At 71.4% G+C, this 17,776-nt stretch carries 13 protein-coding genes; 1 reads left to right on the forward strand and 12 read right to left on the reverse strand.

Annotated features, from left to right (window positions below; genetic code table 11):
- The 7 genes from PINTE_RS14905 to PINTE_RS14935 form a co-directional block, all read right to left on the reverse strand.
- A partial coding sequence (locus PINTE_RS14905) for a hypothetical protein (protein ID WP_217996605.1) occupies positions 1–275 on the reverse strand: 275 nt, incomplete at its 3' end.
- Positions 276–288: 13 nt separating this feature from the next.
- Positions 289–2,232: a ferrous iron transporter B gene (gene feoB, locus PINTE_RS14910; protein ID WP_068432324.1), complete on the reverse strand. Its 1,944-nt coding sequence runs from the start codon at positions 2,230–2,232 to the stop codon at positions 289–291.
- Positions 2,229–2,543, reverse strand: coding sequence for a FeoA family protein (locus PINTE_RS22020; protein ID WP_084343638.1), 315 nt, complete (start codon positions 2,541–2,543; stop codon positions 2,229–2,231). The genes feoB and PINTE_RS22020 overlap by 4 nt, the downstream gene beginning before the upstream one ends.
- 434 nt (positions 2,544–2,977) lie before the next feature.
- Positions 2,978–4,357: an ABC transporter substrate-binding protein gene (locus PINTE_RS14920; protein ID WP_068432327.1), complete on the reverse strand. Its 1,380-nt coding sequence runs from the start codon at positions 4,355–4,357 to the stop codon at positions 2,978–2,980.
- Between the two features lie 8 nt (positions 4,358–4,365).
- On the reverse strand, positions 4,366–5,346 hold the full coding sequence (locus PINTE_RS14925) for a carbohydrate ABC transporter permease (protein ID WP_068432328.1): 981 nt from the start codon (positions 5,344–5,346) through the stop codon (positions 4,366–4,368).
- Between the two features lie 11 nt (positions 5,347–5,357).
- Positions 5,358–6,341, reverse strand: coding sequence for a carbohydrate ABC transporter permease (locus PINTE_RS14930; RefSeq protein WP_373280165.1), 984 nt, complete (start codon positions 6,339–6,341; stop codon positions 5,358–5,360).
- A 34-nt stretch (positions 6,342–6,375) separates the two neighbouring features.
- Positions 6,376–8,748, reverse strand: a complete 2,373-nt coding sequence (locus tag PINTE_RS14935; protein ID WP_084343640.1) for an alpha-galactosidase — start codon at positions 8,746–8,748, stop codon at positions 6,376–6,378.
- Positions 8,749–8,975: 227 nt separating this feature from the next.
- Here PINTE_RS14935 and PINTE_RS14940 point away from each other — a divergent pair, with 227 nt between their 5' ends.
- Positions 8,976–10,028, forward strand: a complete 1,053-nt coding sequence (locus tag PINTE_RS14940) for a substrate-binding domain-containing protein (RefSeq protein ID WP_068432338.1) — start codon at positions 8,976–8,978, stop codon at positions 10,026–10,028.
- 942 nt (positions 10,029–10,970) lie between these two features.
- Here the strand turns inward: PINTE_RS14940 and PINTE_RS14945 are convergent.
- From PINTE_RS14945 to secD, 5 genes are all read right to left on the reverse strand, one after another.
- On the reverse strand, positions 10,971–12,122 hold the full coding sequence (locus tag PINTE_RS14945; RefSeq protein ID WP_068432339.1) for a CaiB/BaiF CoA transferase family protein: 1,152 nt from the start codon (positions 12,120–12,122) through the stop codon (positions 10,971–10,973).
- A 4-nt stretch (positions 12,123–12,126) separates the two neighbouring features.
- Positions 12,127–14,547 carry a RelA/SpoT family protein gene (locus PINTE_RS14950; protein ID WP_084343642.1) on the reverse strand — a complete coding sequence of 807 codons (2,421 nt, stop codon included), beginning with the start codon at positions 14,545–14,547 and terminating at the stop codon, positions 12,127–12,129.
- Positions 14,548–14,564: 17 nt separating this feature from the next.
- On the reverse strand, positions 14,565–15,095 hold the full coding sequence (locus tag PINTE_RS14955) for an adenine phosphoribosyltransferase (RefSeq protein ID WP_068432340.1): 531 nt from the start codon (positions 15,093–15,095) through the stop codon (positions 14,565–14,567).
- A gap of 9 nt (positions 15,096–15,104) precedes the next feature.
- Positions 15,105–16,430: a protein translocase subunit SecF gene (gene secF, locus PINTE_RS14960; RefSeq protein WP_245642970.1), complete on the reverse strand. Its 1,326-nt coding sequence runs from the start codon at positions 16,428–16,430 to the stop codon at positions 15,105–15,107.
- On the reverse strand, positions 16,427–17,776 hold a 1,350-nt coding region (gene secD, locus PINTE_RS14965; protein WP_068432344.1), incomplete at its 5' end, for a protein translocase subunit SecD. The genes secD and secF, both read right to left, overlap by 4 nt.

Here is a 17,776-nt window from a genome sequence, read left to right on the forward strand (position 1 = left end):
ACCCAGCCGTCGGGCTCCGCGAGGGCCGACTGCAGGGCGGACCGCACCCGGGCGCCCTCGCCGGCCCAGGAGCGTCCGCCGCCCAGGGTCGTGCTGACCTCGGCGAGCCCGCAGTGCACAGCGGTCAGCGTGCCGTCGCGCAGCAGGTCGCCTAGCGCGCCGGGGGCCTGCTCGAGGCGGCCCCGTACGGGCACGCGACCCGGCGGCACGACCCAGCGCAGGGTCGCGGGGTCGCCGGGCACCGCCTCCGGATGCAGCGCGAGCACCGCGGGCATCGCACCCACCGCCTCAGACCAGCGCGCCGACGACGGTGCGCGCGAGCAGCGCCATGAGCCAGGCGAGGGCGAACATGCTGACGAACGCGATCGCGGGCCAGCGCCAGGAGCCGGTCTCGCGCCACATGACGCCGACCGTCGACATGCACTGCAGCGCGTAGACGAAGAACATCAGCAGGGCCGCCACGGTCGGCGCGGTGAACAGCGGCTCCCCCGCCCGCGGCCCGTCGGAGACGGTCATGGCGGCGAGCGCGGCGGCCGGCTCCTCGGGCTCCTCGGCGGCGGCGATCTGGCCCATCGTGGCGACGAACACCTCTCGGGCCGACAGCGACGCGACGATGCCGACGTTGATGCGCCAGTCGAATCCGAGGGGCTCGAACACCGGCTGCACGGCGCGGCCGAGCCCGGCGGCGTAGCTGTTGTCGATGACGTACGAGGAGACCGCGACGTCGTCACCGGTGTCGACGCCGGCGGCGCTCATGTCGGCGGCGCTGTGCACCGGCAGGTTGAGCGCGGCCCACAGGATGATCGTCGTCGCGAGGATGATCGTCGTCACCTTGCGCACGAAGGCCAGGGCCGAGTCCCACATCGACACGACGACGCTGCTCAGCCGCGGCAGGCGGTACGGGGGCAGCTCCATGTAGAACGGCAGCTGCGGGATGGCCCGCCCGGCGAACCGCCCGACGACCCAGGCGAAGGTCATCGCGGAGAAGGCCCCGAGCAGGTAGAGCCCGAACATCACCAGGCCCTGCAGCCCGAACGGCCCGACGCTCGCGTCCGCGGGCACGAGCAGGCCGATGAGCAACACGTACACCGGGAGCCGGGCCGAGCACGTCATGAGCGGCGCGGCCATCATCGTCGCGATCCGGTCGCGGGCCGAGGGCAGCGTGCGGGTGGCCATGATGCCGGGGATCGCGCAGGCCAGCGACGACAGCAGCGCGACGAACGCGCGCCCCTCCAGGCCCGCCTTCGCCATGAGCCGGTCCATGAGCAGCGCCGCGCGGGCGAGGTACCCGACTCCCTCGAGCACGGCCAGGAGCAGGAACAGCAGCAGGATCTGCGGCAGGAACACGAGCACGCCGCCGATGCCGCCGATGAGCCCCTGGCTGAGGAACGAGGCGAGCCACGGGCTGCTCACGTGCGCGGCGACGAGCCCGCCGAGCCAGGCGAAGAACGTCTCGACCGCGGTCTGGGCCGGGGCCGCGACGGTGAAGATCACCTGGAAGAACGTGAACATCACGGCGAAGAAGATCAGCGAACCCCACAGCGGGTGCAGCAGCACGGCGTCGATGCGGCGGCTGCGCCGGTCGACGTGCGGCACCTCGTACCCGGCGGTGTCGAGCACCGAGTCGACCCAGCCGCTGAGCTCGTCGACGGCCAGCGGCGGCGGCACGACCGGGGCGGGCCAGGACTCGACGTCCGCGAGCCGGTCCCGCAGCCGGTCGACGTCGGCGCGGCGGCCGCCGACGACGCTGAGCACCGGCACCCCCAGCGCCCGGGTCAGGGCGTCGAGGTCGTAGGCGCCGTGGCGCACGGCCATCTCGTCGCCGAACGTCAGCACGACGCACACGGGCAGCCCGGTGTTGAGCACCTGCGCGAGCAGGCGCAGCGAGCGCCGCAGCGTCGTCAGGTCCAGCACGGCGATGACGGCGTCGGGGGTGGGCACGCTCGTGTCGTGGCGGTCGAGGACCGACTCCACGACGGCCTCGTCGGGGCTGATCGGGTCGAGGCTGTAGGAGCCGGGCAGGTCTTCGATGACGACCTGCTCGCCGCCGACGCGGGCCGGCCCCTCGTAGCGGGCGACGGTGACGCCGGGGTAGTTGCCGGTCTTGGCGCGCAGGCCGGTCAGGGCGTTGAACAGGGTGGTCTTGCCGGAGTTCGGGCTGCCGACGAGCGCGAAACGGCGCGTGCCGGTCAGGATCGAGGCGCCACCACCACCGTGGTGATGCCCGCTCATGGAAGCAGCTGCACGCGGATGGAGCGCGAGAGCGGTCGCCGCAGCGCCACCTCGTAGTCGGCGACGCGGAACACCCGGGGGTCGCCGAGCGGGGCCCGGCGGATGAACTCGACGGTGGCGCCGGGGGCGAACCCGAGGTCGACCATGCGTCGGCCCCACGCGGGCTCGAGGGCCTCGTCGACGCCGATGATCATGGCCCGCTGGCCGCGCCGCAGCGTGTCGAGGGTGACCGTGCCCGTGGCGACCGTGAGGTCCGCGCGCTCGACTCGCTCGACTCGCCGTTCGGCCAGCGTATGAGTCAGCACAGACATCGGCGGTTCGCCTCTTCCGATCGGACGCGACGGGCCCCGGCTCGACCAGGACGCCACATAAGGATAGGTATACCTAATAACACGGTCGGGCGTGGGTCAAGCCCTCAAGCCGGGACGAACGTCCTCGACTTCGGAGGCGGTGCGTGACCGCCTCCGCGCGGCGACGCGACACCGGGTATGCATGGACTTCTGTGCAGTGACCTCTCGAACGTCGCCGAAAGGTCAATCGGTCTTTCGACACCCCAGCTCAGCGCTCTGACCTGCGCTGTTGCGCCGCGCACCCAACGTGACCGCTCGCGAGAGGTCAATCGACCCGCCAGCGTGCAAGATTCACAGCGGAGTCGGGGCAAAGGGGTGCACGGGCGACGGCCGCGCCCGGCGAGGAGAACCCCTCGCGGCGCGGCCGTCGTCGGATGCGGCTGGAAGCCTACCCCTTACTGCTGTTCGAGCAGGGAGTTGATCTGCTCGTTGACCTGCGTCATCGAGGAGACGGGCTCGCGGCCCATGTAGATCGCGTCGAGTGCCGGGGTGATGAGCGCCTGGATGTCGGCGGCGTAGTTGACCACCGGCGCCTGGAACGTCGTCTTGTCGCGCACCTGCACGGTGAACGCGTCGACGTCGAGGTTGCGCTCGCGCTTGTTGTACTCGACCGCGCGCTGGGTGCCTGCCGGCCGGGCGGGGAAGACGACGCCGGCGTCACCGATGATGTTCTGGCACTCCTCCCCGGCGAGGAACGCCGCCCACTTGGCGGCGTTCTCCGGCTCCGGGCCGTTGGCGACGACGGAGTCGGCGAGGCCGTTGAACATCGACGCGCGGTGCCCGACCGGCCCGATCGGGGTCGGCGCCACCGAGATGTCCATCTTCTCGCCCTGGGCGTTCTCCAGGGAGGTGAAGGTGCCGATCATCCACGAGCCGTTGATCGCCATCGCCACCTGGCCCGAGGCCATGACCCGGTCGGAGTCGGTGGCCGCGGCGAACGGCGGCGCGTACCCCTTGTTCGCCAGCCCGAAGTACCACGCCAGGGTGTCCTGGAACTTCGGGTCGTCGAAGTTGAACCGGTGCGCCCACGGGTTGACGTCGGTGGCCTGCCAGCCGTTGGCCGCCGCGAACGGCGACCACTGCGTCTGCCCGTAGTTACCGCCTCCGGCCTCGTCGATGTTGAGGCCGTAGGTGCGGATGCTGTTCTTGTTGAAGCCGGGTTCGTCGCCGCGCACCCCGTTGGTGTCGACGGTGAGCCGGGCGAGGATCTGCTCGAACGTGCCGCCGTCGGTGGGGTTCCACGTCATGTTCGCCATCTGCTCGTCGCTGATGCCGGCGGCCTGGGTCATCGCGCGGTTGTAGAAGATCCCGATCGTGTCCCAGTCCTTCGGCGCGCCGTAGCGGTGCCCGTCCTGGCCCTTCCACAGCTCGGCCAGGCCCTCCTGGTAGTCGCCGTCCTGGAGGTTCTTCGTCGCCTCGAGCTGGTCCAGCGGAGCCAGCACGCCCAGGTCGACGTACTGCGCGAACTTGGCGAGGTGGTCGGTGAACACGTCGGGCGCGGTGCCCGCGATGAACCCGGCCGTCAGCCGCTGCCAGTAGTCGTCCCAACCCATCTGGGTGATGTTGATGCGCAGGTCGGGGTTCTGCTGCTGGAAGGCGTCGGCGCACTGCTGGTAGCCGGGCTGCTGGGCGCTGTCCCACAGCCAGTAGTCGATGACCCCGTCGGCCCGCGACTGCGAGCCCGAGCCGCCCGACCCGCAGGCCGCGGTGACGCCGACCATGGCCGCGGCGGCGACGCCGGCGAGCACTGTCTTGAATCGCGTCGTGTATCGCATGGCCGTCCTCACTTGATCCCGCTGAAGCCGATGGAGTTGACGATCCGTTTGGCGAAGGCCGCGAACAGCAGCAGCATCGGCAGCGCGGCGACGAGGGTCGCGGCCATGAGGCCGGCCCAGTCGGGTCCGGTCTGCGGTGTCTGGGAGCGGAACACGCCCAGCCCGACGGTCAGCACGCGGGAGTTGTCGGTGTAGCTGATCATCAGCGGCCAGAAGTAGTCGTTCCAGCTCTGGATGTAGACCAGCAGCGCCAGCGTCGTGATCGGCGCGGCGGCCATCGGCAGGATGAGCTGGAAGAACACCCGCACCGGCCCGGCTCCGTCGACGAACGCGGCCTCCTCGACCTCCCGGGAGATGCCGAGGAAGAACTGCCGCAGGAAGAACACCGCGAACGGCATCGTCATGAAGATGCTCGGCAGCGCGATGCCCGCGAGGGTGTCGATGAGCCCGAGCTGGGTGATGAGCACGAAGTTCGGCAGGAACGTGAAGATCGCCGGGATCATCAGGCACGACAGGAAGATCGCGAAGACGACGTTGCGGCCCTTCCAGCGCAGCCGGGAGAACGCGTACGCCGACATCGCCGCGAACATCACCTGGAAGAACGTGACGACGGTGGCGACGATGACGGAGTTGAGCAGGTAGCGCCAGAAGTTGATGGCCTGGCCCGCGCCGCCGGCGTCGATGGCCTCCTGGCCGGTCTGCATGCCGAAGACCCGCTCGAACCCGCCGGTGGAAAACCCAACCGGCAGCAGCGAATTGCCCCCGGCGTAGAGCGCATTGTTGCTGCTCAGCGCGGTGCGCAGGATCCAGTAGAAGGGGAACAGGGTGATGAAGATGAACAGGATCATGAACACCCAGGCGGCGATGCGCCCCGGTGACATGCGGCGGCGGTGCGGGGTGTCGCCGGCGCGCGGCTCCTTGGTGGTCAGCTCGCTGGGGTCGGCGGAGCCGGCGGGGCCGGCCGGGCCGGTGGGCATGGTGGCGGTCATCGTCTCTCCCCTTAGTCCAGGTCGCTGTCGCCGGCGCTCGTCAGGCGGTACTGCACGAAGGTGACGATCATGAGGATCACCAGCAGCGCGACCGACAGGGCCGAGGCGTAGCCGAACTGGAAGCGGCCGAACGCCATGTCGTAGATGTAGAACTGCAGCACCCGGGTGGCGTTGACCGGCCCGCCCTGGGTGGCGATGGCGACGGTGTCGAACACCTGGAACGAGCCGACGACCGTGATGATGAGCACGAGCGCGAGGATCGGGCGCAGCAGCGGCATCGTGATCCGGAAGAACGTGCTCACCTCGCCGGAGCCGTCCATCTTCGCCGCCTCGTAAACGGTGTTCGGGATCGCCTGCAGGCCCGCGAAGATCAGCAGCGCGGTGTAGCCGACGTGGCGCCACACGTTGATGAACGCGATCGTCGGGATCGCCAGGGCCTCGGAGTCCAGGAACGGGATGCGCTCCAGGCCGATCCACTGCAGCACCTGCTGGCCGATGCCGAGCTGGTAGTCGAGGATCCACAGGAAGACCATCGCGGCGACCACGTTGGAGACCAGGTAGGGCGTGAGCACGACGCCGCGCAGCCACGTCGAGGTCGTCAGCCGCTGCATCATCACCGCGACGACGAGGGCCAGCGCGGTCTGGATGCCGATGTTCAGCACGACGTACCAGAGCGTGACCTGCATGGCGTTCCAGAAGATCGGGTCGCCGAACATGCGGGTGTAGTTGTCGAACCCGATGAACTCGGCCGGCTGCAGCAGGTTGAACCGGGTGAAGCTGAGCCAGATGCCGCGCAGCAGCGGCCAGACCATGAAGATGATCATTCCCAGCGCGGCCGGGGCGATGAACAGCAACGCGGTCTTCGTGTCGTCACGGCGACGCCGCGCGGCCGTGGCGCCCGACCCGGCTCCCGATGACCCCGAAGACCCGGACGAGCCGGAACTCCCCGCGGGCCCGGAGATCCCGGAGGCACCTGTCGTGGTGGTGGACATCATCGTCCCTTTCGCTGGGCCCTCGCGGGCGTGGTGATCAGATCGCGGTGACCTCGAACATCACGATCTGGTCGGGGTTGAGCAGGGGGGCCTGCAGGCCCGATTCGGCGAGCACGCGCCCGGAGAAGACGACGCCGGAGAGGCGTCGGCCGCCCAGGGTGGCCTCGGGGTAGGGGTGCGCCGGGTCGAGCGCCTCGGGCTCCTCGAGCTCGTCGGGCCCGTGCCACCAGTGCGCGGGCACGAGCCCGCTGGGGTGCTCCCCGACGACGTGCGGCTCGACCCGGTAGCGCCGCTCGGGCTCCAGGCCGGGGAGTCGGAACCGCGGCCGCGGGCTGGAGTCGGCACGCTGCATCACGGCGTAGAAGTACGTCGCGCGCGCCTTGTCCGGGGCGACGACGCCGTAGACGGTGAGCGTGTCGGGGTCGGCGACGTCGACGCGCACGAGGTCGCCGGTGAGCAGGAACTCGCGGTTGGCCTTGTAGTAGTCGAGCCACGCGCGCAACTCGACGAGCTCGGCCTCCGAGGCCTTCGTGAGGTCCCACTCGATGCCCAGGTGCCCGAGCAGGGCGGTGCCGGCGCGGAACGACAGGTCGTGAAAGCGCCCGGTCGTGTGCGAGCGCCCGGAGGCGATGTGGCTGCCGAGCAGCTCCGGCGGCAGCAGCTGCATCGTCCAGCGGTTCATCTGCTGGCGCTCGTGCGGGTCGATGCAGTCGCTGACCCACACGCGGTCGCACACCTCCATGACGCCGAGGTCCACGCGCGAGCCGCCGGAGGAGCACGACTCGATCTCCAGCCCGGGGTGGCGCTCCTTGAGCTCGGCGACGAGCCGGTAGAACGCGCGGGTCTGCGCGCCGACGACCGGCCGCCCGGAGTCGGTGAGGTCACCCGACTCGATGAGGTCGCGGTTGTGATCCCACTTGAAGTAGCTGATGTCGTATTCGGCCAGCAGCGCGTCGAGGGCGTCGCGGATGTAGGCGTAGCACTCCGGGATCGCGATATCGAGCACCTGCTGAAAGCGCGACTCGACGGGCCAGCCCGCGGCGCCCTCCCCCGGCCTCGCCGACAGCACCCACTCGGGGTGCGCGCGGGCGATGTCGGAGTCGGGATTGACCATCTCCGGCTCGACCCACAGGCCGAACTGCATGCCGAGGCCCGTGACGTGGTCGATGAGGGGGTGCAGCCCGTCGGGCCACGCGTCCGGGCTGACGACCCAGTCGCCCAGGCCCGCGTGGTCGTCGCGGCGGGCGCCGAACCAACCGTCGTCGAGCACGTACCGTTCGACTCCGAGATCGGCGGCGCGGTCGGCGAGCTCGTGCAGGCGCGGCAGCGAGTGGTCGAAGTACACCGCCTCCCAGACGTTGAGGGTGACCGGGCGGTCGGCATTGACGTGCGCCTGGCGGGAGCGCAGGTAGCGGTGGAAGCGGGCGGCGACCGCGTCGAGACCGTCGCCGAACGAGCCGTACACCCACGGGCCCTCGTAACTGTCTCCGGTGTTCAGGCGCACCTCGCCCGGGAGGAGCAGCTCGCCGCCACCGAGCACCTGGGCGCCGGAGCTGAGCCGCTCGGCGTAGTGGGTGTGGTTGCCGCTGAACGCGACATGCACGCCCCACACCCGGCCGCGTTCGAACCCGAAGCCGCGCTCGCCGAGGTGCACGATGCCCGCGGCGTCGGCGCCGGTGCGGCCACGGCGGTTCTCCCGCACGTGGTTTCCGACGGTCAGCTCGCTGCGCTGCGGGACCTTCTCCTTGCCCCAGCGACCGGCGAAGTCGAGCACCTCCCGGGCGGTCGACGGCACGGGCAGGGCGATGACGAGGTCGTCGAGCGTGTACGGCTCGCCCTCGTTGGTGAGCGTCGCGCGGGTGCGCACCAACCCGTCGGGCAGCAGCTGCGTCTCCAGCTCGACGGTGAGAGCCAGGCCCTCGTCGCGGGCGCGCACCAGCAGCGTCCCCGGCCCGGAGTCGGTGTGCCCGGCGATCTCCCGCTCCCCCAGCCGGGCCGACTCCACGACGAACCGCGGCGACCAGGCGGCGCCCTCGCGGTGCCCGCTGACGCCGGGGCGACCGAGCCAGCCGGCGTGCAGTTCGGGCAGCATCGCGATGCGCACCGGCACGTCGACGGCGTTCGGCGGCACCGGCGTCACGGTGGCGTCGGCGATCGCGGCGGCGTCGGCGGCGCTCAGGTCACCGAGGTCGGCACCCCAGTGCAGCACCGCCGGCAGGCGCCCCTGCGAGAGGTCCAGCAGCAGGCCGACGCCCGCGGCGCGCAGGTGCACCGTGACGGGTTCGGCAGGCGTGCCGGGCGTGCCGCGATCGGCGGGGTCGGCGGGGTCGACCGAGTCGGCGGGGTCGGCGGGGTCGACCGAGTCGGCGGGGTCGGCGGGGTCAGTGGGCTCCACACCGGGAGGGGTCATGAATCGAGGCGCTCCTTTGCGCGGGAGGGATGTGCGCTCGCTGCCAAACGCGTTCCGCAAGGTTTATCGCAGGGTCGCTGTCGGTGTCAACGCCCTGACCGGCCCGATGAGAAACCAACTCGCGCTGGCGCCGACCGGCGCAGCATGCTATGACTCCGCACACGACAACGTGGCCCCGAGAACACCGGCGCCATCGGGGAGAACAGGGGGCGGCAGTGGCGGGGCGGGTGACGTTGCAGCAGGTCGCGGACGCGGCCGGGGTGTCCCGGGGTACCGCCTCCGTCATCCTCAACGACCGGCCCGGCGCGCGCTTCTCGCCGGAGACCGCGGCCCGGGTGCGGGCGGCCGCCGACGCCCTCGGCTACCGGCCGAACCGCCTGGCCACGGCCCTGCTGCAGGGTGACACGCAGACGCTGGCGCTCGTCTCGGCCGACCTGTCCACCGACCGGTTCGCCGCCGACCTCGTGCGCGGCGCCTCCGAGGGCGCCGGGCGGGCGGGGCAGCTGCTGTTCGTGGCCCAGGCCGACGGGCTCGCCGGGCCCGTCGAGCGGCTCATCCATCGGCTCGTCGACCACGGCGTCGACGGGTTCGTCTACGCGGTCAACAGCAACCGCGAGGTGCGGGTGCCGGAGGTGCTGCGCGACCAGCAGGTCGTCGTGCTCAACGGGGTGCCGGTGGCCGGCCCGGACGGCACGTGGCCGACGCCCCCGGCGATCGCGCCCGACGACGAACGCGCCGGGGCCCTCGCGGGCGAGCTGCTGCGCGCCTCCCTCGGCGCGCGCGAACCCGCCCGGCGCCGGGTACTGCTGCTCGGGCGGGTGGTGCGCGAATCGAGCGCGGACGACCCGCTGCCCGGGATCGCGGGGGCGCTGCGCGAGCGTGGGCTGCGGGCCGATCTGCGTGCCCACGGGGTGCCGCTGGCCCACGTGGCGTGCCCCTGGTGGCCGGCCGAGGCGCGCGGCGCGCTCGACGAGTACCTGGCGCACTACCCCGCGCCGGGCGCGATCTGCGCGCTCAACGACCGCACCGCGCTCGGCGCCTACGACGCGCTGCGCCGCCACGGCCTGCGGGTGCCGGACGACGTCTCGATCGTCTCCTTCGACGGCTCCGAGCTGGCCGACTGGGCCGACCCGCCGCTAAGCAGCCTGCGCCTGCCCTACCTGCAGATGGGCGCCCGCGCCGTCGAGTTGCTGCTCGCCGGGGCGCCGGACGGCCACGTCGAACGCGTCGCCCTCGGCTCCCCGCACCTCGGCTCGATCAGCCCCTCCCCTCCGGCCTGACCGGCGATCCGCTGAGCCGCCGAGCCGCTGAGCCGCCACCGACGACCTCGGGGCGCCCGAGCCAGGCTCGACCCGGGGCCCCCGCTGCCCTCAATGCCTACCCTCGGCTCCCATCCCTCGCCCATCCCACGGCTGCCATTGACGACTCCCCCTCCCAACGCCCGCCCCGACAACCCACCTGCGTTGCCGCGGCTGGACGCATCGCTGCGGCACGTGCCCGCAGGCGATTCGCCATAACGACGATCCCGATCGAGGCTCCTCGGGGACCGATTCACAAAGCCCCAGGTCACGGGCCTGCCACGCAGGCACCCACTCGGACGAGATCGTCGATATGGCGAAACGATCGCGGGCACCGGCGGACCATCCCCCTCCCCCGTCGAGGGCCGCCGCGTCCTAACACGAATGAGGGAGGACTCGTGCCAGGTGCGAGGGCCGCGACAGCAGGGAACGTGTCGAGGGCCGATGGGCGGGCGGACGACGGGACGGCGGACGACGTCGCGCGATGACCGGTGGCCTCCCGCGGCGGCGCCGAGGCCGTCGACGCGGGTGCCACCCGCGGATTCGCCATATCGACGATCCCGATCGAGGCTCCTCGGGCCTTGCCCAGCGAAACGCCAGGTCACGGGCCTGCCACGCAGGCACCCACTCGGACGAGATCGTCGATATGGCGAAACGATCGTGGGCACCGGCGCACCATCGCCCACGCGCGCCGGGGCCGACGCCACCTAACACGAATGAGGGAGGATCCGAACCAGGTGCGAGGGCCGCGACAGCACGCAACGTGTTGACGGGCCGGTCGAGAGGCGGGGCGACGAGCGCGAGGCGCGGCGACGCGGGCGACGCGGGCGGGGGTACTCAGCGACGACGAGCGCGAAGAAAGCGCTCGCATCGACGGAGCGTCGACCTGGCAGACCTTCTGGGAGCTGATTTTTCCGGGGGGACTCAGCCGACGACGCCGTCGGCGCGCAGCTGCGCGATCTGGTCGGCGTCGCGGCCGAGGTCGGCGAGGAGCTCGTCGGTGTGCGCACCGACGGCCGGGGCCGGGGCGGGCGCAGCGTTCGGGGTGCCGGAGAAGCGCGGCGCCGGGGCCGGCTGGGTCACCCCGTCGAGGGTGACGAACGCACCGCGGGCGGCGTTGTGCGGGTGCGCGGGCGCCTCGTCCATGTCGAGCACCGGGGTGACGCACGCGTCGACGTCGGCGAACACACTCTCCCAGTGCGCGCGGGGGTGCGCGGCGAAGGCCGCCTCGAACTCGGCGCGCTGGTGGGGCCAGGTGTCGCGGTCGAGCTGCCGGTCGGCGTCGATGCGCTCGCTCAACCCGAGGCGCTCCAGCAGCACCGCGAAGAACTGCGGCTCAAGCGCCCCCACCGCGACGTGGCGGCCGTCCGCGCAGGCGTACGTGTCGTACCAGGGGGCGCCGGAGTCGAACAGGTTCTCGCCGCGGCGCACGCTCCACTGCCCGCGCCCGTGGAACCCGTAGATCATCGCCATGAGACTCGCGGCGCCCTCGACCATCGCGGCGTCGACGACCTGCCCGCGGCCGGTGGCGCGCGCCGACAGCACCGCGCTGACCACGCCGAGCGCCAGCGGCATGCCCCCGCCGCCGAAGTCGCCGACGAGGTTGATCGGCGGGGTGGGGCGATGCCCGGCCGGGCCGATCGCGGCCAGCGCGCCCGAGAGCGCGATGTAGTTGATGTCGTGCCCGGCCCGGGGCGCGAACGGGCCGTCCTGCCCGTAGCCGGTCATCCGCCCGATGACCAGCGCCGGGTTGGCGGCGTGCAGCTCCCGCGGGCCGAGCCCGAGCCGCTCCAGCACCCCGGGGCGAAAGCCCTCGATGAGCGCGTCCGCGCCCGCCGCGAGCTCGCGCACCACGTCGACCCCCCGAGGGTCCTTGAGCTGCACCGCGATCGAGCGCCGCCCGCGGTCCAGGGCGGCGTTCGGCTCCGCGGTCTCGCCCACCCGGTGCACCCGCACGACGTCGGCGCCGAGGTCGGCGAGCATCATCGCCGCGAACGGAGCCGGTCCGATGCCGCCGAGCTCGACGACCCGCACCCCGTGCAGCGGCCCGCGCGCAGGCCCGGGCGAGGCGGTCACAGGCTCACCCCGCGTTCTTGGCCGGGGCCTTGCCTCCGGTGATCCGGTAGACGTCGAACACGCCGTCGACGCGCCGCACGGCCTTGATGACGTGGTCGAGGTGGCTCGGGTCGCCCATCTCGAAGGTGAACCGCGAGATCGCCACCCGGTCTCGGGAGGTCGTCACGGTCGCCGACAGGATGTTGACGTGGTGGTCCGAGATGACCCGCGTGACGTCCGACAGGAGCCGGTTGCGGTCGAGGGCCTCGACCTGCAGCTGCACGAGGAACAGGCTCGCGGCGCTCGGCGCCCACTCGACCTCGATGAGGCGTTCGGGGTGGGAGCGCAGCTGGTCGGCGTTCGTGCAGTCGGTGCGGTGCACCGAGATGACCCGGTCGCGGGTGTTGAACCCGAGGATGGGGTCACCCGGCACCGGCGTGCAGCACTTGGCGAGCTTGACCCACACGTCGCTGACGCCCTTGACGACGACGCCGGCGTCGCTGTTCGGCGACCGCCTCCCCCGGATCACGCCGGGCACCGTGGCCTCGGCGAGATCCTCGGTAGCGCCGTCGGCCCCACCGTGGCTGGCGACGGCCTTGTCGACGATCGACTGCGCCGACACGTGCCCCTCGCCGACGGCCGCGTACAGCGCGTCGATGTCCGGATAGCGCAGGTCGTTGGCGGTCGCCGTGAGGGTCTCGGCGGTCATGATGCGCTGGATCGGCATGTTCTGCTTGCGCATCGCCTTGGCGATGGCATCCTTGCCGTTCTCGATCGCCTCCTCGCGGCGCTCCTTGGAGAACCACTGCCGGATCTTGTTGCGGGCCCGCGGGCTCTTGACGAACGTCAGCCAGTCGCGGGACGGACCGGCTCCGTCGGCCTTGGAGGTGAGGATCTCGACGACGTCACCGTTCTCCAGCTGCGACTCCAGCGGCACGAGCCGGCCGTTGACGCGTCCGCCGATGCAGTGGTGGCCGACCTCGGTGTGCACGGCGTACGCGAAGTCGACGGGCGTGGCGCCCACCGGCAGGGCGATGACGCCGCCCTTGGGGGTGAAGACGTAGACCTCGCGGGCGTTGATCTCGTAGCGCAGCCCGTCGAGGAACTCCTCGGGGTCGCTCGTCTCACGCTGCCAGTCGAGCAGCTGGCGCAGCCAGGCCATGTCGGAGGTGGAGTCGTCGCCCTTGGCGCCCGCCCGGCTCGGGGCGACCGTGCCGTTGACCTCCTTGTACTTCCAGTGCGCCGCGACGCCGTACTCCGCCCGACGGTGCATCGTGTGGGTGCGGATCTGGATCTCGACGGGCTTGCCGTCGGGGCCGATGACCGTTGTATGTAGCGACTGGTACATGTTGAACTTCGGCATCGCGATGTAGTCCTTGAAGCGCCCGGGCATGGGGCGCCAGCGGGCGTGCATCGCGCCGAGGGCGGCGTAGCAGTCGCGCACGGTGTCGACGAGCACGCGCACGGCGACGAGGTCGTAGATGTCCTCGAAGTCGCGGCCGCGCACGATCATCTTCTGGTACACGGAGTAGTAGTGCTTGGGGCGGCCGGTGACGACCGCATTGATGCGGGCCGACTTCAGATCCTCGGCGACCTGCGTCTTGACGCCGGCGAGGTACTCGTCGCGGGCCGGAGCCCGATCGGAGACCATCCGCACGATCTCCTCGTAGACCTTCGGGTAGAGGGTCATGAACGAGATGTCCTCGAGCTCCCACTTGATCGTGTTCATGCCGAGGCGGTGCGCCAGCGGCGCGTAGATCTCCAGGGTCTCCTTGGCCTTGCGCTGGGCCGACGCCTGCGACACGTACCGCCAGGTGCGGGCGTTGTGCAGCCGGTCGGCGAGCTTGATGAGCAGCACCCGGATGTCCTTGGACATCGCGATGATCATCTTGCGCACGGTCTCGGCCTGCGCGGCGTCGCCGTACTTGACCTTGTCGAGCTTGGTGACGCCGTTGACGAGCAGCGCGATCTCGCCGCCGAAGTCGCTCTCCAGCTGCTCGAGGCTGTAGTCGGTGTCCTCGACGGTGTCGTGCAGCAGCGCCGCCGCCAGCGTCACGGGCGTCATGCCCAGTTCGGCGAGGATCGTCGTCACCGCGAGCGGATGGGTGATGTAGGGGTCGCCGCTCTTGCGCATCTGCCCGGTGTGGGCCTTCTCGGCGACGGTGTACGCGCGCTCGATGAGCGCGAGGTCGGCCTTGGGGTGGGTGGCCTTGACCGTGTGCAACAACGGCTCGAGCGCCGGGTTGACGTGGTGCCGCGGTCCGCCGAACCGGGCCAGCCGCGCGCGCATCCGCGAGGTCGGCGGCAACGACGGGGCCGGCGGGGTCAGCGCCGGCTCACCGGGCCCGGCAGGCAGCTCCCCCTGCCCGGGCACGCCGGACGGAGGTACTCCGTGATCGACCGACGCGCGGGAGCGCGCGTCCGGCGAGGCGACCGGCTCGTTCATGCCGCAATGATAGGCGCTCAGATCTGCAGCAGGGCCTGCACATCCCGGTCGCGGAGCCGGTCCCGCCCGCCGAGCGAGGAGATCTCGCACACGATGTCGACGGCGACGACCTGCGCCCCCGTGCGGTCGACGAGCTCGCAGGCGGCCGCCGCGGTGCCCCCGGTGGCCAGCACGTCGTCCATGATGAGCACCCGCTGACCGGGTCCGCAGGCGTCCTGGTGCACCTCGATGGTCGCCGAGCCGTACTCCAGGTCGTAGGAGGCGGTGAAGGTCGCCGCGGGCAGCTTGCCCTTCTTGCGGATCGGCACGAACGGCACGGCGAGCGCCACCGCGCAGGCGGTGCCGATCATGAAGCCGCGGGCCTCGATGCCGGCGATGACGTCGATGCGCCCCTCGTAGCGGGCGACGACGTCGTCGACGACGGCCCGCAGGGCGTGCGGGTCGGCGAGCAACGGGGTGAAGTCCTTGAAGAGCACGCCGGGCTCGGGAAAGTCCTGCACGTCACGCAGTCGGGAGGCGACGAGGGACGCAAGGGCGTCACGATCCATTGCCATCGGTCATTCCTTCGAGGGGCGCGGGCCGCGGCGCCGCAGCCGGGAACTTCCGGTGCGGGGTGCGCGGGTGTCGGTGACTCGCATCGAGGGGTGGATCGGCCGGCCGGTCGCGGTCAGCCCCTCCTCGATGCCGAGGCCACTCTGCCCGGTCAGGGCGCTGGTGTCGATGGGTGTGGCCGCGCCGACGCGCCCCTTGACCGCGATGGCCCCCGCGACCGCCGAGCCGAACACCTGGGTGGCGGGGTCGTCACGCCCGGCCGACACCAGCGAGCCCGCGCCGGCGAAGGCGGGCACGAGCGTCTGCGCGGGCCGCGGGCGGGCGCCGTCGGAGCGGGCGGCCACCCGCTCGCGCAGCGCCTTCATCCGCGGTTCGCGCTCGCGCAGCCACGCCAGCAGCGGGGTCGCGATGAAGATCGAGCTGTAGGTGCCGACCGCGATGCCGACGAACAGCGCCAGCGACAGGTCGAGCAGGGTGCCGGGCCCGATGACCGTCAGGCCCATGATGAGGATCGCCGCGACCGGCAGCAGCGCCACGACCGAGGTGTTGATCGAGCGCACGAGGGTCTGGTTGACGGCGAGGTTCGCCGCCTCCGAGTACGTCTTTCGCCCGGTGTGCATGGCCTCGGTCGTGTTCTCGCGGACCTTGTCGAAGACGACCACGGTGTCGTACAGCGAGTAGCCGAGGATCGTCAGGAAGCCGATCATCGACGCCGGCGTGATCTCGAAGCCGGCGATCGCGTAGACGCCGACCGTGATGACGATGTCGTGCGCCAACGCGACGAGCGCCGCGAACGACATCTTCCATGTGCGGAAGTACAGACCGAGCATCACCGAGACGAGCACGAGGAACCAGACGAGCGCCTGCAGCGCCTGCCGGCTCACCGACTCCCCCCAGCTCGGGCCGATGACCGAGGCCCCGACGTTGGTGGCCGGCACCCCGAACGTCTGCGCCAGGCCCTCCGAGACGTCCTGGGTGAGGCGCTCGTCGAGTTCCTGGGTCTGCACGCGCACGGTGTCGCCGCCGACGAGGGTGACCGTGGCGGTGTCCTGCCCGCCGGTGTCGCGCACGACCTCGGTGGCGCGCTGCACGAAGCCGTCGGTGTTGCTCACGCCCGCGACCCGGAAGTCCGAGCCGCCGGTGAACTCGATGCCGAGGTTGAGCCCGCGCAGCGCGAGCCCGGCGCCGACGATGATGAGGATGACGACCGACCCGACGAGCCAGGTGCGCAGCCGCCCGACGAAGTCGATCGAGCGCTTGCCCGTGTACAGGTCGTTGCCGAAGGCCGCGAACCGGTTCATCCGCACCTCGCGCCGGCCGGGGCTGCTCATGCCGGGCTCCCTTCGGGCGTGGCGCCCTGTTTGCGGTCGGCGATCGTCATCCGGCCGCGACCCCGGTAGACGGGTCGCACGCCGAGGGTCTCGGGGTGGAAGCCGGACCACTTGTGCCCGCCTCCGAAGAACTTCGTGTGACTGAGCAGCGACAGCATCGGGTGCGTGAACAGGAACGTCACGATGATGTCGAGCAGGGTCGTGAGGATGAGCATGAACGCGAAGCCGCGCACGTTGCTCGTGGCCAGCACGTAGAGCACGACCGCCGCGAGAAAGCTCACGGCGTCGGAGACGAGGATCGTGCGCCGCGCGCGTTTCCAGCCGGTCTGCACGGCCGACTGCAGGCGGCGGCCCTCGCGCACCTCGTCGCGGACCCGCTCGAAGTACACGATGAAGGAGTCGGCGGTCGTGCCGATCGCGACGATCGCGCCGGTGACGCCCGCCATCGTCAGGCGCAGGTTGTACCCCCAGCCGAGCAACGTCAGGCACAGGTACGTCAGCAACGCGACCATGAGCAGCGAGGCGACCGTGACGATCGCCAACGCCCGGTACTGCAGGAACGAATACACCATGACGAGCAGGAGGCCGATGAGGCCGGCGATGATGCCCAGCCGCAGCTGGTCGCCGCCGATCGTCGGGGAGACCTGCTCGGTGGACTGCACGGTGAAGCTCATCGGCAGCGCACCGAACTTCAGCTGGTTCGCCAGCTGCTGCGCGGTCTCGGCGGTGAAGTCGCCGGTGATCTGGGCGCGCCCGTCGGGGATCGCGCTCTGGAAGCGCGGCGCCGACACCACGCTGTTGTCGAGCACGACCGCGAGCTGATTGCGGGGCTCGGGCAGCGAGACCATGAAGCGGCTCACCGTCGCGTAGGTCGTCGTCGCCTGGCCGCCCTGCATCTGCAGGTTGACCTGGTAGCCGCCGGTCGGCTGGCCGGTCTGCTCGCTGACCGTCGGGCCGGAGCTGGCGTCGGCGAGGTCGGAGCCTTCGATGACCGACGGCCCGAGCAGGTACTTGACCTGGCGGTCGCTGCTGCAGGCCACCGTCGGCTGCAGCAGGTTCTCCCGGGTCGCGTCGGACGGCTGTGCGTCGCACTCGAGCTCGGTGAGCCGCTGCTCCCACGTCGGCGTGAGCCAGGCCTCGTTCGTGGCGTACTCGATGAGCGCCTGCGGGTCCTGCGCCTGCTCCGGCGTGATCGACGGCTCTCCCTCCTGCCCGGTGGGGTTGGCGCTCGGGAGCCCGATGCCCGGGCTCTGCGTCGGGGTGGCGGCCGGCGACGCGGTCGGCGTCGCGGCGGGGGTGGCGGCCGGGCTCGCGGGGGTCGGGGTCGCGGAGGGCGTCGCCTTCTG

The sequence above is a fragment of the Piscicoccus intestinalis NBRC 104926 genome, from assembly GCF_001515525.1.
Taxonomy (GTDB): Bacteria; Actinomycetota; Actinomycetes; order Actinomycetales; family Dermatophilaceae; genus Kineosphaera; species Kineosphaera intestinalis.

What these genes read in the sequence shown, in the direction of transcription:
- PINTE_RS14950 (WP_084343642.1), bottom strand. Translation starts at nt 14,547, where the DNA reads ATGAACGAGCCGGTCGCCTCGCCGGACGCGCGCTCCCGCGCGTCGGTC.
- PINTE_RS14925 (WP_068432328.1), bottom strand. Translation starts at nt 5,346, where the DNA reads ATGACCGCCACCATGCCCACCGGCCCGGCCGGCCCCGCCGGCTCCGCC.
- feoB (WP_068432324.1), bottom strand. Translation starts at nt 2,232, where the DNA reads ATGAGCGGGCATCACCACGGTGGTGGTGGCGCCTCGATCCTGACCGGC.
- secF (WP_245642970.1), bottom strand. Translation starts at nt 16,430, where the DNA reads ATGAGCAGCCCCGGCCGGCGCGAGGTGCGGATGAACCGGTTCGCGGCC.
- PINTE_RS22020 (WP_084343638.1), bottom strand. Translation starts at nt 2,543, where the DNA reads ATGTCTGTGCTGACTCATACGCTGGCCGAACGGCGAGTCGAGCGAGTC.
- PINTE_RS14935 (WP_084343640.1), bottom strand. Translation starts at nt 8,748, where the DNA reads ATGACCCCTCCCGGTGTGGAGCCCACTGACCCCGCCGACCCCGCCGAC.
- PINTE_RS14955 (WP_068432340.1), bottom strand. Translation starts at nt 15,095, where the DNA reads ATGGATCGTGACGCCCTTGCGTCCCTCGTCGCCTCCCGACTGCGTGAC.
- PINTE_RS14930 (WP_373280165.1), bottom strand. Translation starts at nt 6,341, where the DNA reads ATGATGTCCACCACCACGACAGGTGCCTCCGGGATCTCCGGGCCCGCG.
- PINTE_RS14920 (WP_068432327.1), bottom strand. Translation starts at nt 4,357, where the DNA reads ATGCGATACACGACGCGATTCAAGACAGTGCTCGCCGGCGTCGCCGCC.